Annotated in this window: 11 protein-coding genes; 1 reads left to right on the top strand and 10 read right to left on the bottom strand. The window is 55.7% G+C overall.

Going from position 1 to position 15,127, the window contains the following annotated elements; all coding sequences use genetic code 11:
- Positions 1-180: 180 nt before the first annotated feature.
- From mukB to cmoM, 4 genes are read right to left on the bottom strand one after another with little or no spacing between them, the layout of a single operon-like run.
- Positions 181-4,689, bottom strand: coding sequence for a chromosome partition protein MukB (mukB, locus tag V8L73_RS07745; RefSeq protein ID WP_261831644.1), 4,509 nt, complete (start codon positions 4,687-4,689; stop codon positions 181-183).
- Entirely contained in the window at positions 4,686-5,408 is a 723-nt protein-coding gene (mukE, locus tag V8L73_RS07740) for a chromosome partition protein MukE (protein ID WP_347254556.1), read from the bottom strand. Before mukE ends, mukB begins: the two co-directional genes overlap by 4 nt.
- Positions 5,389-6,711, bottom strand: coding sequence for a chromosome partition protein MukF (gene mukF / locus V8L73_RS07735; RefSeq protein WP_027274526.1), 1,323 nt, complete (start codon positions 6,709-6,711; stop codon positions 5,389-5,391). The genes mukE and mukF overlap by 20 nt, the downstream gene beginning before the upstream one ends.
- A complete protein-coding gene (gene cmoM, locus V8L73_RS07730) occupies positions 6,708-7,505 on the bottom strand; it encodes a tRNA uridine 5-oxyacetic acid(34) methyltransferase CmoM (protein ID WP_347254555.1) in 798 nt (265 codons plus the stop codon). Before cmoM ends, mukF begins: the two co-directional genes overlap by 4 nt.
- A 135-nt stretch (positions 7,506-7,640) precedes the next feature.
- Here cmoM and elyC point away from each other — a divergent pair, with 135 nt between their 5' ends.
- Entirely contained in the window at positions 7,641-8,408 is a 768-nt protein-coding gene (elyC, locus tag V8L73_RS07725; protein WP_347254554.1) for an envelope biogenesis factor ElyC, read from the top strand.
- 51 nt (positions 8,409-8,459) lie between these two features.
- Here elyC and kdsB read toward each other — a convergent pair whose 3' ends face one another.
- The 6 genes from kdsB to ihfB form a co-directional block, all read right to left on the bottom strand.
- The gene (gene kdsB, locus V8L73_RS07720; RefSeq protein WP_027274523.1) at positions 8,460-9,215 is read right to left on the bottom strand and encodes a 3-deoxy-manno-octulosonate cytidylyltransferase; all 756 of its coding nucleotides are present in this window, start codon (positions 9,213-9,215) and stop codon (positions 8,460-8,462) included.
- Positions 9,212-9,394, bottom strand: coding sequence for a Trm112 family protein (locus tag V8L73_RS07715; protein WP_027274522.1), 183 nt, complete (start codon positions 9,392-9,394; stop codon positions 9,212-9,214). Before V8L73_RS07715 ends, kdsB begins: the two co-directional genes overlap by 4 nt.
- A 105-nt stretch (positions 9,395-9,499) precedes the next feature.
- Positions 9,500-10,495, bottom strand: a complete 996-nt coding sequence (gene lpxK / locus V8L73_RS07710) for a tetraacyldisaccharide 4'-kinase (protein WP_347254553.1) — start codon at positions 10,493-10,495, stop codon at positions 9,500-9,502.
- Positions 10,492-12,240, bottom strand: coding sequence for a lipid A ABC transporter ATP-binding protein/permease MsbA (msbA, locus tag V8L73_RS07705; protein WP_027274520.1), 1,749 nt, complete (start codon positions 12,238-12,240; stop codon positions 10,492-10,494). The genes lpxK and msbA overlap by 4 nt, the downstream gene beginning before the upstream one ends.
- Positions 12,241-12,275: 35 nt before the next feature.
- The gene (locus V8L73_RS07700) at positions 12,276-14,573 is read right to left on the bottom strand and encodes a DNA internalization-related competence protein ComEC/Rec2 (RefSeq protein ID WP_347254552.1); all 2,298 of its coding nucleotides are present in this window, start codon (positions 14,571-14,573) and stop codon (positions 12,276-12,278) included.
- 227 nt (positions 14,574-14,800) lie between these two features.
- Positions 14,801-15,091, bottom strand: a complete 291-nt coding sequence (gene ihfB / locus V8L73_RS07695; protein ID WP_027274518.1) for an integration host factor subunit beta — start codon at positions 15,089-15,091, stop codon at positions 14,801-14,803.
- Between the last annotated feature and the right edge of the window lie 36 nt (positions 15,092-15,127).

Genomic DNA, 15,127 nt, shown 5'->3' with positions numbered 1-15,127 from the left:
ATTGCTATCGATGCCCAAAACTAAAACATGGCTTGATAAATTACTTTTACTTATACCCTTACCAAAACATCCTGTATTTGTTGGCATACGAAAAGAAAACGATGGCCGCCGACGTCGACGACCATATGCTCTTACAGATTAGCGCAATGAGACTATAATACACAATCTCAACAGCGATGTTTAATGTAACAACTCTTCCGAACTGTTACTTTCCTCATCGTCCTCTTCCGGCTCATCCTGCGGCCTTTCAGCCTTATCCTTATCAAGAGAGCCAAAGCCTTTCAGACCGACAACGTGAACGTGCTCGTTATTTTGGAATATTTTCCGCACCAGCTTATAGGTGGTGCCCTTCTCCGGACTAATATTTTCCGGTGCGGCAATCACCAGCTGCATTTCAAGCCGCTCGCACAGCTCAAACAGCGTTGCGATAGAGTTCGCATCCAGACGGGCCGCTTCGTCAAGGAACAGCAGGCGGCACGGAATAACGTCCTTACCACGCAGCCTGCGAGACTCTTCTTCCCAGCTTTGAACCACCATCACCAGAATCGACATACCGGTACCGATGGCTTCACCGGTAGAAAGCGCCCCGCTCTCTGCCCTCAACCAGCCGTCGGAACCGCGGAAGACTTCCACTTCCAGCTCCAGGTAGTTGCGGTAGTCCAAAAGCTCCTCGCCAATCGTCTGCGGCGCCCGCTGCCCCATATCGATATGGGGATTGAGACGCTGATAGAGCTTGGCCAACGCTTCGGAGAAGGTCAGTCGGTTGCTGCTAAACAGGTCCTGATGCTGCTCCTGCTGCTCGGACAGCACCTCAAGCAGCGTCGCGTGGGCTTCGCGCACGTTGACGTTCAGACGGACGCTCTTCACCTGCCCGAAGGCCACGGCCTGCAGCCCTTGGTTCAGCATGCGAATGCGGTTCTGTTCGCGCTGAATGGTCTTACGAATAATGTTCGCTACGCTCTTGGAGCTTATCGCCAGCTTCTGCTCGCGCGCCGTCAGCTCTTCCGTCAGGCGTGCCAGTTCGATTTCCATCTGCTCGATGGCTTCGACCGGATCGTCAGTGCGGATAATGTCTTGACGAATACGCTCGCGCAAATGCTGGTACACGGCGATATAGAACTGGATCTTCTTCTCCGGGCGCTTGGCGTCTTCAGAGGCGCGCAGCACGTCGCGCAGGTGCTCGTTATCCGCCACGGCCAGACGCAGTGCGCCAAGCGCCTTATCCGACATGGAACGCAGGGCGTCGGCGTCCATATAGGCCAGCTCGCGGCGGTGCAGGCGACGCTCGACGTCATTGTCTTTCACCAGGCGCATCACCAGACACCAGCCGGCCTTGGCGGTCACTACCAGTTCGCGGAACTGGTGATAATCTCGTTCAACCTTGCGCAGCTTCTTCTGCAGGCTGTCCATTTCCGCCTCGCAGAACGTAATCTGCTTCTCCAACTGGCTGCAGTTGTGGCGGTTCTGGCTCAGCGCGGCGTAAAGCTCGTCGCGACGCTGCTTGGCGCGGGCTTCGGCGTTAGGATCCGCCTGAACGCCGATGTCTTTCAGCTCCTGATTAAGCTCCTTAAGCATATCCTGCTTGGCGTCATAGGCGCTTTTCAGCGACGCCAGAACCTGATTAAACTGCGCGCACTGGGCCTGAGACTGCTTCAGCTGTTCGCGTGCGCGGGTGCGCTCCGCTTCCGCCAGCTCCAGGCGCTGGCGCAGCTTATCGTTCAGGTCGGAGTTTTCCGTCAGCATGCCCGCAGAATCGCTGTAGCTAAAGTGCGCCCGGCGCTGTACAACCTCCGTCAGCGCAAACGCCTGCTGCTTCGCCTGCTGCTGCACGCTCTGCGCCTGCTCATAGCTCTGCTGCAAGCTGTCGTGCTGGGTAGGATCGCTTTGCAAAACGGCGGCGATGGGCTCCAAACGAGCCAGATCGGCACCGTGCTGCTGTACGTACTGCGCTGATTCCTGCGCTTCCATCAGGTCTTCACGCACCGTCTCTACGCGGTCAATCAGCGTTTCGTCCGCCATCAGGTGAAGCTGCGGCATCAGGCGATTAAGCTGAGCAATGCTCTCCTTAACGCGGTCCAGCTGCTGCTTTTGTTGGCGCTCCTGGCCTTCGTGGCCGTTGAGCTCGCGTTCAATTTCACCGCGGCGCGTCGTCAGCCGGCGAATTTCCACTTCCGGATCGCTGTCAAACGCAACGGCCAAATGCGTGCCGACGAAGCGGCTAAAGCTTTGGTGCAGGCGCTGCGTTTTTTGTACATCAAAGGAGAGCGTCGCGTAGCGTTCCGCCAGCGCCTCGCGTTCGGCGCCCAGCATCTCAAGGCGGCTTTCGCGCGCCGCGCGGCCAAACAGAGGCACCTCAGGGAAGCGCGAATAGCGCCACTGCCGGTCAGAGGCCTTAACCACGACCGCGTTAGGCACTTCTTCCGCTTCAAATACGCTGTCGTCGAATGACTGCGGATCGCCCTCGATAAGGTAGAGATCTTCAGGGCAGTCTTCTAACCCCTCTAGGTGCTCCCGAACAAGAGAAAGGCTCGGCACCACGATAGCGTGGCGCGCCGGGCCGTAAAGCGCAGAGAAATACGGCGCGTCGTCAAGAACGACGTCGTCATAAATTTCCGACAGCAGCACGCCGCCAAAACGCTCGGCCAACGCCAACAGGCGGCCGTCTTCTGCGCCGCTAGGCTGACTAAGCCGCTCAATTTGCTGTTCGACCAGCAGCTTTTGTGAGGCTACCTTATCGCGTTCAACCGTCGTTTCACGTTCGCGTTCGAGCAGACACTGCATCTGTTCCGTTACCAGCGAGCTGTTTTCAAGCCGCTCGCCGCACTGGTCAGAAAGCGCGCTTAGCGCGTCCTGCGCGGCAATCCACGCAGGCGCCTTTTCTGACAGCGCCTTGATGCGCTGATTGGCCTGCTCCAGCTCCTGACGCAAAGACATGCGCTGCTCGCCAAAATCGGCGGCGCCCTGTGACAGGCTTTCTAACAGCAGCTCCTGTTCGTTGCGAAGCTCTTCCAGCTCTTCAACGGAGTAGTCCTGCCCTGCTTTCTTGCAAAACTCTTGCAGCAGGCGCTCGGCTTCCTGCTGTTCACGCAGACGCTGCTCAAGCTCGGAAAGTTGAATGCGCAATGCGTTAACGCGCTCGGCCTGGTGCCGTTGAGACGGCCAGTCGCGCAGCAGGCTTTTAGCCGTATCCCACGCCCGATCGCGCCCCACTTCGCCAGCGATTTTACACACCAGACGGTAGGCTTCTTCAAACTGGCCGTGCGCCGCGTCGGCAACGCTAAGCTTTTGCTCTAACTGAAGCAGCGCGGACGTCGCCTCATGCTCGCGGGCCAAAAAGGTTTCCAGCCACTCGTCGGCGTTATCGATGCTCAGGTCAGGAATGCGACACAGCTCGCGCGCACGCTCCAGCGCGGTCAGCGCCTGCTGATACTGAATTGCGCGAGTTTGCTGTACGTCCAGCGCCTGCTGGTAGTCCGCAAGCTGGCTCTTTAGCTCATCAACTTCCAGCTCAGAAGCTTCCGCGGCCACCTGACAGTCAGCCAGCCGTTCGTTGGCTTCGGCAACGACTTCGCCCTGCTCTTCCAAACGATAGGTCAGCTCATCGAGATCGCCGCGATAGCGCTCGATCTTTTCCTGCTGGCGCATCGCCGTCTGCACTAAATTCAGGTGATCGCTGGCGGCCTGATAGTCCATTTCCAGATCGGACTGAGCGCCGGACTGCTCGGCCAGCTCGCGCGACATCTCGACGTGACGATACTGCTCGGTAATCAGCTGGGCCCGGCCGTTAAACAGCTCACGGCGCTGCGCCAGCGCGTCGTCCAGATGGACGCGCCGCTCGTTGGCGTGGCGCATGTAGTCGGCGGCAACGTAGGAGGTCGCTTCGGAAATAAGGTGTTTAAACAGATCGCGATCGGACTGCGTTACGCGAATGGCTTCCAGCGTCATGCGGTTTTCACGCAGCGCCGATTCCATATCCTGAAACGCTTTGCGCACGCCGCCGTTTTCCGGCAGCAGGTAGTCACGCAGCGAGCGGGTAATGGCGCTGGAAATACCGCCGTACAGCGAAGCTTCAATCAGGCGATAGAACTTGCTGCGATCGGCCGAAGACCGCAGGCGCTTAGGGATCACGCCCAGATCGAACATCACCGCATGATAGTCGGCGATCGAGTTAAACTGCTTGAACTGAACTCCTTCCATCGCCTCAACGCGCTCTTTCAGCTCGTGAAGCGGCAGCACGCGAGCCTGACGCTCGCTGACGTTTTCAGTCACGAGCTGAGTCGGCTGGATGGAAGCCGGCAGGCCAAAAATCATAAACGGCTTGATGTCGACCTTTTTATCCCGCCCGGCCACCTGCTGCAGCCGCACGCCGCACAGCACGCGCTGATGGCGAGAGTTCACCACGTCCAGCGTGGAATAGCAGACGCCGGCCTTAAGCTTACCGAACAGCCCCTTATCCCTTGAACCGCTGGTCGCCCCCGCTTCCGTCGTGTTGCGAAAGTGCAACAGCGTCAGGTCGGGAATTAGCGCGGTAACGAACGCCGCCATAGTGGTTGACTTACCGGCGCCGTTACCGCCGGACAGCGTGGTGACCAGCTCGTCCAGGTCAAACGTGCGCGCAAAAAAACCGTTCCAGTTAACCAGCGTTAACGAGCGAAATTTTCCTCTTTCAATTAAGCTTCGTTCAATCATTCCAGTTCATCCTCCGCGCTATCCGCTGCGTTATCCATCCCCTGCTCTTCATCGGCATCGGAAAGCGAAAGGGTATTCTCCAAAGGCATTGCTTCGCCGTCGCGGATCATGCGCAGCTGCGCTTCGCGCGGGTCGTCAGAGCTTCGAACGTCTGCGCCAAAGCGAAATACGGATTCGTTAATGCGAAACTTCGTGCTGTCGCTGCCGATAAACGTCACCATTCCTAAGCGACGCAGGCGGTTAAGGGAGGTCCTTACCTTCTCCTGCAGCTTCTGGCGATCGACGTCTGAACCGGTCGAGCGCTGGTTAACGTACTTCAACAGTTTGCTCTCATCGGACAGCGCAATCAGCTCTTCGTACAGCTCCTGCCCGCTAAAAATGCCTTCCTGCGCCAGCCTTTCCGGGCTGAGATAGAGATAGCAAAGAATTTTTCCTACCATCATATCCAGCTCGGACAGCACGGAACGGGCGATCAGCGTCGTAGAGCGAGGCCGCAGGTAGAAAAATCCTTCCGGCGCCCGAATAAGTTCGACGTTATAGCGCAGATAAAAGCGCTCCAGCTCGTCCTGATAGTCCATCAGGTAGGAATGGTTATCGAGTTCGTCAATGCCGATATGACGACCGGCGCGCAGCTGGCTGTCCAGCGCGGGGAACAGGGGGTTGGCTATCGCCTGAGCCAGCTTGGCCGGCATTACTTGTTCAATATTTGTCGATGACATGGGCCTGCACCTTGGCTCCGTAATCGTTAATGGGCTGCCACTCGGCAGGCAATCCGGAAAAATCCGCGTCCGCGACGCCAAGCCTGACGGCCTGATCGACCAGCAGTCTGGCAACATCAAAATGGCGAGCGCGAGGGAACTGCGTCAGATAGCTGCGCATGACCATACCGAGGTCGAGAGGCCGCTCTTCGCGCTTGAATACCTCAAGCGCCGCTTCAATATGCGCAGCAATCTGTTCACGCATTTCGGTAAACTCTTCGTATTCCATCTCCGGCGGCAGTTCACCGGTGACTTCGTCGTTTCTAAGCGTCAGCTCTTCGTCGCGCATATCGTAAAGACGCTCGGCGTTGGCATAGCTGAGCGCCCAAGGATTATCAAAATAGGTTTGCAGCGTTTGGCGTAGGCGCTGGGCGAATACGCGATTTTTATCCATATCGATAGCGGTACGAATAAACTTATGGATGTGGCGGTCGTAGCCGATCCACAGGTCGATGGCCTGCTGCCCCCAGCTAATGATGCGGTCGAGCTTGGCCTGAAGGTCTAAGACCAGCTTATCGACAAACTGAAGCTCGGCCGATCCCAATGTCGCGTCCTGAATGCGCAGGAGGTTAGCCTGAAGCTTGTCCCCTGCCGCCTCCAGCGTATCCTGCAGCTCTCGCAGCGTACCGGACGTTTCCATCAGCAGAAGCTCACAGCTGGAAATCGCCGCGCGCCAGTCTTTGCTCAGCAGCGCAGCGATGTCTTCTTTCACGTTCTGCTGCTGCTCATCCATAATGCGCTGCGTAAGGTCGATGCTGTCGAAAATTTCCGCGACGGAATACTTCAGCGGCGCAAATACGTTACGGTGCCAGTGGAAATCGTCGCCGCCCTCTTCCGCCGCTTCGGCGGCCAGCTTCAGCTCCTGCGCTACGATGGAAAGCTGCATGGAAAGCCGGAGGGTAGAGAATTCGCGCTGGCGAATGTAATAGTCGGTGATGCCCATGCCTAAAGGCGTGAGGCGGTAGATGGCGTAACCGTCGGCAAGCTCGCTGGTAAAGCGGTTTAGCAGCCGCTGCTTTACCATATCGTTAATCGCATTATTGGCGCGAACGGCTATCGTTTCGTTAGTCTGGTCAAAGCCCTTGCTGACGTGGCGGAAGGCGTCAACCAGCTCGCCCTCGTTCATTTCTCCGTCCAGCCGGTCGTGGTTTAGCGTGGCTATCGCCAACAAAAACGCCAAACGCTCCGTCGGCAGCGACAGAGAAAAATCGTTCTTACGCGCCCAGGCGACCAGTTCAGGTACTGTCTGGGAAAATTCACTCATAGTCTTCTATCCCTTACGTTTGATTCGTTTGGCTTTCTCGCCATCACGTGGATATAACGTCCCAAACTCACAAACGGCTCCTGCCGGCAATAGCGTAACTCCAGCGCCAACAGTGCAGCAAACTCCTGCTGCTGTTGCTGTTTATCCTGCATGTAGTCATGGAATATCCGAACGCCGCTTTTTTCAACAATCGACATCCCCATATCTTCCAACCATTCGTCAACCTGCTGCGGCGCAAGCGGCTTGTCGGGTGACAGCGACTTTCTTTTTCTTTTTCGCATTCCGCTGGCAATGTAGCCAAAGTTGCCTAACGTGACGTTCCGAAACAACAGCGCGTCATAGTTGTAAAACATCAGGGATAAGACCCCTGCGGGCCGTAAACACTTCGTCACAGAGAGCAGCGCGCCGCGCTGGTCGTCTATCCATTCCAATACGGCGTGGAATAATACCAGATCTACCGGCGCATCTAAACGATCCGCTGCATCCTGCGCGGCGCAGTGTATGAATTTTATCTTATCCTCAACCCCTTTTTCCACCGCCGATAGTCGCGCACGCTCCAACATCGTTTCGGAAATATCGCAGAATATGACGTCGTGGCCGCGCCGCGCCATTTCACACGCCATGATGCCCTCGCCGCCGCCGGCGTCTAAAACGCGTAGGGGACGATCCGGCATCGAAGCCATAAGTTCGTTAAGGTCCCGCCACAGTACGGCCTGGCGGATTTCACCCTTGGTTGTGCCATAAATATTGCGCGAGAGCTTCTCGGCAATATCGTCAAAATTACGATCTTTCACGGCGAACCGACTCTCTCCAATGCTGAACGTCAATCGGCGACGTCGACACAATCTTCTGCCATTTAGGGCGGCTTACGATAAAATGAACGCGAGTGCGCTGCGGCGCATAAGTCTATTTCCCGATTAGGAAAAACTATGCTTTTTACGCTCAAAAAAATCATTGGCAATATGCTGTTGCCGCTGCCGTTTCTTCTTAGCCTGATGGCCATAGCGCTGCTTCTGCTCTGGTTCACGCGCTGGCAGAAAAGCGCCAAAACCCTGCTAACCGCAAGCTGGCTAACCCTGCTTTTGATTAGCCTACAGCCGGTTGCTGACCGGCTTTTAATGCCGCTTGAAGCAAACTATTCTACCTATTCTCCCGAGGCCCAGCGGGAAACGCCCGTTGAATACATCGTTGTGCTCGGCGGTGGCTATACCTACAACGCCGAATGGGCCCCCAGCTCAAACCTGTTTCCCAACAGCCTGCCGAGAGTGGCCGAAGGCATTCGCCTTCATCGCCTGATACCCGGCAGTAAGCTGGTTTTCACCGGCGCAAACGCCGAAACCAATCCGGTAGCCTACGCGACTACGGCTGCGATGGTGGCGGAAAGCCTGGGCGTCGCTAAACAGGACATCATCGTTCTGGATCGCGCCAAGGACACTATCGAAGAGTCTCAGGCGGTGGCCGAACTTACCGACGACAGGCCATTCCTGCTCGTCACGTCCGCTAACCATTTACCCAGAGCCATGCAGATATTCCAAAACGCGGGCCTTCATCCCATACCTGCACCGGCTAACCAGATGGCGACGCTTGGGCCGTTAAACCCATGGGAGAAGGCATTCCCATCGGCGCTCTACCTCTCACACAGCGAGCGGGTCTGGTATGAAACGCTGGGCAGCTGGTGGTTAAAAATCAAAGAATAAATAAAGCTCTGCGTGGACATAGCCCACGCAGAGCGCAGTACGCGGTCTGAATTAGAAACGATGACCCAGCGCCTCTCTAACCCGGAACAGGTCTTCCGGCGTATCAACGCCGACGGTCGGCACTTCTTTCGCCTTGTCTACGTGGATTTTTTCGCCGTACCAAAGCACGCGAAGCTGCTCCAGCATTTCAATTTGTTCAAGGGGGCTAGGCTGCCAGTTGACGTAGCGACGCACAAAACCGGCTCGGTAGGCATAAATGCCGATATGGCGTAGATAGAAGTCGCCAATTTCATCGGTTGAAGCGCTAAAGCGGTTTCTGTCCCATGGGATAGTCGCCCTGGAGAAATAAATCGCATAGCCTTTACTGTCGATAACGACCTTCACCGCATTAGGATTAAACGCTTCTTCAACGGAATCAATAGGCACAGCCAACGTCGCCATCCCGGCATCGGACTTGGCCAGATTATCAGCAACCTGTCGGATGATAACCGGAGGGATCATAGGCTCATCGCCCTGCACGTTGACGATGACTTCGTCATCGCTAAAACCGTAGCGCTCAATCACTTCCGCCAAGCGTTCCGTGCCGGAATTGTGGTCAGGGCTGGTCAAGCAAACTTCTCCGCCCGCCGCCTCTACCGCCAGCTTAACCTCTTCATTATCGGTTGCGACAATGACTCTGGACGCGCCGGACTCCAGCGCGCGCTCCATGACGTGAACCACCATCGGCTTACCGGCGATATCCGCCAGAGGCTTGCCCGGCAGGCGCGTTGACGCATAGCGGGCGGGAACAATCGCGATAAAACTCATGATCCTTCCTCATCCAGGGTCAGCTTATGTGCTTCGCTTTCCAGCAGCACCGGGATCCCATCGCGGATCGAATAGGCCAGACCGTCCACTTTACAAATCAGCTGCTGCTGTTCTTTATTAAGGGCCAGCTTGCCGTTACAGACCGGGCAAGCAATGATTTCCAACAGACGATGATCCATGAATAACCTCTAGTCACTACCAAGATTTATACTGCCGCTGACAATAGCATATTTTTTGCCAAGACTTCCTGCAACTCGAATGATTTAGGGTGTATGTCAAGGTTTTTACACCTCTACGCGCCGACGAGAGATAACATTCGCCAGCGTCGCTAACAGACGGGCTTCGTCTTCAGAAGGGAAATTGGCGTCAACCGGCAAATACCACCAGTTATCCTTGGCAAATCCCCGGCACTTTACCGCGTCTTTTTCCGTCATTAGCAGCGACTGTTCTCCCGTCGTAAGCCCTGACAGCGCGTCCAGCGCGTAAGGCTGATGGTCGGCAAAGCCGTGAACGGCTTTTGGCTCTACGCCAAGACGCTTTAACGTTTGAAAGAATCGCGGCGGATGACCAATTCCAGCCATCGCGACCACGCTACCAAGCTCCGTTGCCGGCTTTTTCTCACCGCTGACCAGATTTACGGCTAAAGAGGGCGTCAGCGTCATCGGGATCTCCCCCGCTTTCGCCTCACCGCCGTTAGTAATGACGGCGTCCACGCGACGCAGCCTTCCTGCACGTTCCCGCATCGGCCCGGCCGGTAGCCACCAGCCGTTGCCAAAGCGGCGCACGCCGTCAACAACGACCAGTTCGACGTCCCGCTGCAAAGCATAATGCTGCAGGCCGTCATCGGTAACAATAACGTCTAATTCATACTGCGCGAGCAAGGCCTGAACGGCCTGAGCGCGAACGGGGGACACCGCGACAGGAACGCCCGTACGCTGAAAAATCAGCACCGGCTCATCGCCCGCCGTTTGCGTCGTCGTAGCTTCATCCAGCACAACTGGATAGCTATCGGCTTTACCGCCGTAGCCGCGCGAAACGACGCCAACGCGAAACCCTCGCAGGCGAAGGCGTTCCGCCAGCCAGATAACAACCGGCGTCTTACCGTTGCCGCCGGCGGTCAAATTGCCGACGACAATAACGGGAACCGGGGAACGCCACGCGCGAAGCAGGCCAAGGCGATAGGCTAACTGCCTCAGTCCGCTTATCAGCCCGTACAGCCAAGACAGCGGCAACAGCAGCAGATAAAGCTTTGACTGCCCTGACCAGATGCGCTCAATCATTGGCTAAACTGCATCCGATGCAGCTGGGCATAGACGCCGCCGTTGCTTAGCAAAGAAGCATGGTTGCCGCGTTCGACGATGCGCCCATCCTCAATAACCAGAATCTCATCCGCCTTTTCAATCGTGGACAGGCGGTGAGCAATCACCAGCGACGTGCGGTTTTTTTGCAGTTCATCCAACGCCGCCTGGATCGCACGTTCAGATTCGGTATCCAGCGCCGAGGTGGCTTCGTCCAGAATCAGTATCGGGCTATCGCGCAGCAGCGCGCGAGCGATAGCAATGCGCTGACGCTGACCGCCGGAAAGCAAAACGCCGTTCTCGCCGATAACCGTATCCAATCCCAGGTCCATCTTCTTGATGAAATCCATCGCGTAGGCCATCGTCGCCGCTTTCTCTATCTCTTCGCGGCTGTACCGCTCGGTACGCGCATAGGCAATGTTGTTAGCGATGGTGTCGTTAAACAGGTGAACGTTTTGAGAAACGACGGCGACCTGCTCCCGCAGCGAGCTAAGGGTATATTCCCTAATCTCGTGGCCGTCGATAAAAATCTCACCGCTTTGAATATCATAAAAGCGCGTCAACAAATTGGCTATCGTCGACTTGCCGGAGCCCGAGCGCCCGACCAGCGCGACGGTTTTCCCCGCGGGGATAGTTAGACTGATGTCCTTCAGCGCGGGCTCTTCTTTCGTCGGATAGGTGAAAATGACGTTACGAAGCTCAACGTCGCCCTTCACGCGGTCAACTTTCAGCGTCCCTTCATCCTTTTCGGTTTCTGAATCCAAAATGGCGAACAGCGTCTGGCAGGCCGCCATGCCGCGCTGGAACTGCGCATTCACGTTAGTTAAGGACTTAAGCGGCTTCATCAACGCTACCATGGAAGAAAAGACCACGGTGATCGTTCCTGCCGAAAGGTTATCCATAATTTGCGGGAAGCTGGAGGCAAACAGCACCAAGGCCAGCGCGGTAGAAGCAATCAGCTGGATAATGGGATCGGAAATGGCCGATGCCGCCACCATCTTCATCCCCTGCTGGCGCATGCGGTTGCTGACCTTATCAAAACGATTGGTCTCAACTTCCTGACCGCCGAACAGCAGAACCTCTTTATGGCCCTTCAGCATCTGCTCGGCGCTTGCGGTCACCTGCCCCATCGTATTTTGCATATTCTTACTGATGGCGCGAAACCGCTTGGATACAAAGCGAATAACGACGGATACCACCGGCGCCAGCACGAGTAAAATCAGCGAAAGCTGCCAGCTGTTGTAAAACATCATCGAAAACAGCGCAATAATATAAGCGCCTTCACGCACGACGGTAATCAGCGCGCCGGAAGATGAAGAGGCGACCTGCTCGGAATCATAGGTAATGCGCGAAAGCAGCGTACCCGTGGACTGCTGGTCAAAGAAAGACACCGGCATTCCCATCATGTGGTTAAACAGCCTACGGCGCATCGTCATAACGACCTTGCCGGAAACCCACGACAGGCAGTAGGTAGAAACGTAGCTGGTAATGCCACGAGCGACCATCAGCCCTAATACGACGACCGACATCCAGGCCAGCACGTTGCTTTCTGACTTGCCGAAGCCTTCATCCAGCAGCGGCTTTAACAGTGAAAGCATCAAGGCATCCGTTCCCGCGTTGAAAATCAGCGCTACGGCGGCGACGATAAGCCCCGTCCTGAATGGTTTTATCATGGGCCACAGCCTGCGGAAGGTCTGCCATGTAGAGATGTCTTTGTCGTTTATCATTCATATACCAACGTTATGCGATTAAGCGCATTATTTTACTCATTATGACGCAAAGAACCAAATGACGCGTGATACCAGCGGGGCATTATCTGCGCTCTTAGCGTCAAAACATGATAATTGTCATTATAAAACAACGCACTTACCTGCCCTTCTTCGGACGTAGAATACCAGTCGATTTCTGCCTGCCGGTAACGAATTATCGTGTTTTCAGCCGGTAGGCGCCACGGATTAAAGCGCGCCGCCGACGCCAGCGCCGCCTGGGGATTAACGGCATCAATAAACGCTTTTGTCGACGACGTCCTACTGCCATGGTGGGGAACCTGAAGCAGCGTGCTGGCAAGCTCGTCACCATAGTGAGCGACCAAGCGCCGCTCTTGCCCTTGCTCAAGATCTCCGGTCAACAAAAGCCGGAATCGTCCGTCGCTAATTTGAATAACGCAAGATTCCGGATTGCCAGCGCTTTCGGTAAGGCGTTCAGGCCATAGAGCATCAAACGTCAGCGTTTTCCATTGCCACCTCTCTGCGCGTCGACACGGCTGGCCTAATCCGCTCACCGAACTCTTTAGCCAGGCGTCAGGATACGCCTTTCTTAGAACGTTTAATCCACCTATGTGGTCGGAATGTTGGTGGCTGAGAATAATGCCGGTCAGATTCAACCCGTGCCAGCGTAAGAAGGGAATGATTTCCCGCTCCGCAGCGGACGTATCCCCCCAGCTTTGGCCGGTGTCATATATCACCGCCTCATTTCCTTGACGAATAATAACGGCCAGCCCGTGCCCAACGTCGAGCATATCGACTCGCCAGCGCTCGTCTTCTCTTTGCCAGCAGGGTTGAGAGAGAAGCAGCAAAATAGTGCCGCATGAAAAAGGACAGCTGCGCCACAGGCCAAATCGCCAAACGACGACCGCAATCCATCCCGCAAAGCTTAACGCTACGCCGTAAATAGACACGTTTATCCAGCCGAACTCAAGATTGGAAAGCGCTGTCATCATCAGCGACAGAGCTCCGTCGGCTCCCCACCAGAAGGCATAGCTAACGTCCGGTAGCCCCATCGTGACGAGCCCACACAGGATGAAGGGAACCGCCACCCACGACACGATGGGAATAGCCACTGCGTTTCCTAAAAGTGAGCTTAGGCTCAAGCCGTGAAACAGCAAAAATTGCAGCGGCAACAGCAGCGCCATCATGGCAAACTGAGCCGACAGCCAGCCTATCATGGGGCGTAGCCATCTCCCTGACTCAGGCAGCGGCAGCCATTGAAACCAGAAAATCAGCCCCGCAACCGCCAGGCAGGACAACCAAAAGCTGTCGGAAAGCGCCATCATCGGATCGATAACCAGCAGAAGAGCAACGATGCGAATCCAAACCTGCCACGACGACCAGTGAATGCCCGCAAGCCTTAGTCCCAGATAAGCTGTGATGGCACAAAGCGTTCTCAACGCCGGAGGGTTCGCTCCGGCCAGCCAAACGTAGAGCGCGGCGGCGAGCCACCCCGCCAGAAGAGGGAAACGAGGGCCAACCAGACGATTAGGAAGAAAGCGCTGAACCATGCGCGACAGCGCGAAGCCAAACCCACCGGCAAAAACGATGTGTAGTCCTGATATCGCCATCAGATGGGCAGTACCGGTTTTTATGAAGCGCTGGTTGTCTTCCTGAGATACCCTTTCCCTCTCGCCAAAGGCCAGCGCCATCAGAACGCCTTGATATTTCAGGCCGGAGGTTATCTCAAGAGAACGGTTAACCAACCGCTGTCGAAGGCCGGGCTCGCCGTCGAGCAATTCAGCCGACTTTATGCGGCCAATGAGAGGCTGCCCGTTTGACATCGCGCTCCGCTGCTTGTCATATCCACCCTCGTTTAATCGACCGTGGACGGGCCTGAAATTTACCGACAGCCGCCAGCGCTGGCCGGACTGCATCTGACGGCTTACGGATTCTTTCCCTGCGGGAAAAGCAAGCGACAGGGGAAAACCCCCTTCCGTCGACAGCGCCAGGCCATCTACGTGCGTAACGTCAAAACGCCTGCTCACATACGGATTGCCCGAATGCAGGTTGGCGCTAACCACCTTACCTTCAACTACGGCGCTTTTGCCGCTATAAAAATCAACGCGGTCACACAGCCTGCCGGCGAGCAGCGTTCCCCACAGGAAAAACACCAGCGCCACACTTACCCACCGACAGAAGCCATTGCGCACCAGGGCAAGGCAGCAAGTCCCGCAGGCAACTAGATACCACAGCGAGGATGACGGAAGCTCAACCAGAAACAGCAAAGGAAGAATACCGATGATAGCCGCGATAGCAATCGCGTCGAATGATAGCCGTAATAACAAGAACACAGCCCACCAGATTTATTTACATCGGTTCTTTTTAAAAGAAGGGAAACCACGGCGCCAGCAGCAAAAAGCAACGCCGCGGCTTCTCACCAAAAATTGTGTACGTGAAGAAGAAAGCGCTAACGGGCTATGCGAGGAAATGCGCAAAATTGACAAACCACCGTCTAAAAAACAAAAAGCCCGAAGCGGTTAACCCGCCTCGGGCTTTTTCACGTTTATCTGGCTAGAATTTACGATTCAACGTAAATATTCGCGCGATCGCGCAGCTCTTTACCCGGCTTAAAGTGGGGAACGTATTTACTTTCCAGTTCCACTTTTTCGCCAGTTTTCGGATTACGCCCGATGCGCGGAGCACGGTAGTGGAGAGAAAAACTGCCAAATCCACGGATTTCAATGCGTTCCCCACCTGACAGCGTAGCCGCCATGTGTTCCAGCATTTCTTTTACCGCGTCCTCAACCACTTTTGTTGGTAAATGAGTCTGCTTACCAGCGAGTCTTTCTATCAGTTCTGACTTGGTCATCGTTCCTCCAATCAGCTCAACTACCGAAGGGGCGGC

It is taken from the genome of Leminorella grimontii (assembly GCF_039789245.1).
In the GTDB taxonomy this organism is placed as follows: domain Bacteria; phylum Pseudomonadota; class Gammaproteobacteria; order Enterobacterales; family Enterobacteriaceae; genus Leminorella; species Leminorella grimontii.
This window is presented reverse-complemented; position numbering and strand designations above follow the sequence as displayed.

Coding starts and splice junctions, on each gene's coding strand:
- mukB (WP_261831644.1), bottom strand. CDS start 4,689: ATGATTGAACGAAGCTTAATTGAAAGAGGAAAATTTCGCTCGTTAACG.
- mukE (WP_347254556.1), bottom strand. CDS start 5,408: ATGTCATCGACAAATATTGAACAAGTAATGCCGGCCAAGCTGGCTCAG.
- mukF (WP_027274526.1), bottom strand. CDS start 6,711: ATGAGTGAATTTTCCCAGACAGTACCTGAACTGGTCGCCTGGGCGCGT.
- elyC (WP_347254554.1), top strand. CDS start 7,641: ATGCTTTTTACGCTCAAAAAAATCATTGGCAATATGCTGTTGCCGCTG.
- kdsB (WP_027274523.1), bottom strand. CDS start 9,215: ATGAGTTTTATCGCGATTGTTCCCGCCCGCTATGCGTCAACGCGCCTG.
- V8L73_RS07715 (WP_027274522.1), bottom strand. CDS start 9,394: ATGGATCATCGTCTGTTGGAAATCATTGCTTGCCCGGTCTGTAACGGC.
- lpxK (WP_347254553.1), bottom strand. CDS start 10,495: ATGATTGAGCGCATCTGGTCAGGGCAGTCAAAGCTTTATCTGCTGCTG.
- msbA (WP_027274520.1), bottom strand. CDS start 12,240: ATGATAAACGACAAAGACATCTCTACATGGCAGACCTTCCGCAGGCTG.
- ihfB (WP_027274518.1), bottom strand. CDS start 15,091: ATGACCAAGTCAGAACTGATAGAAAGACTCGCTGGTAAGCAGACTCAT.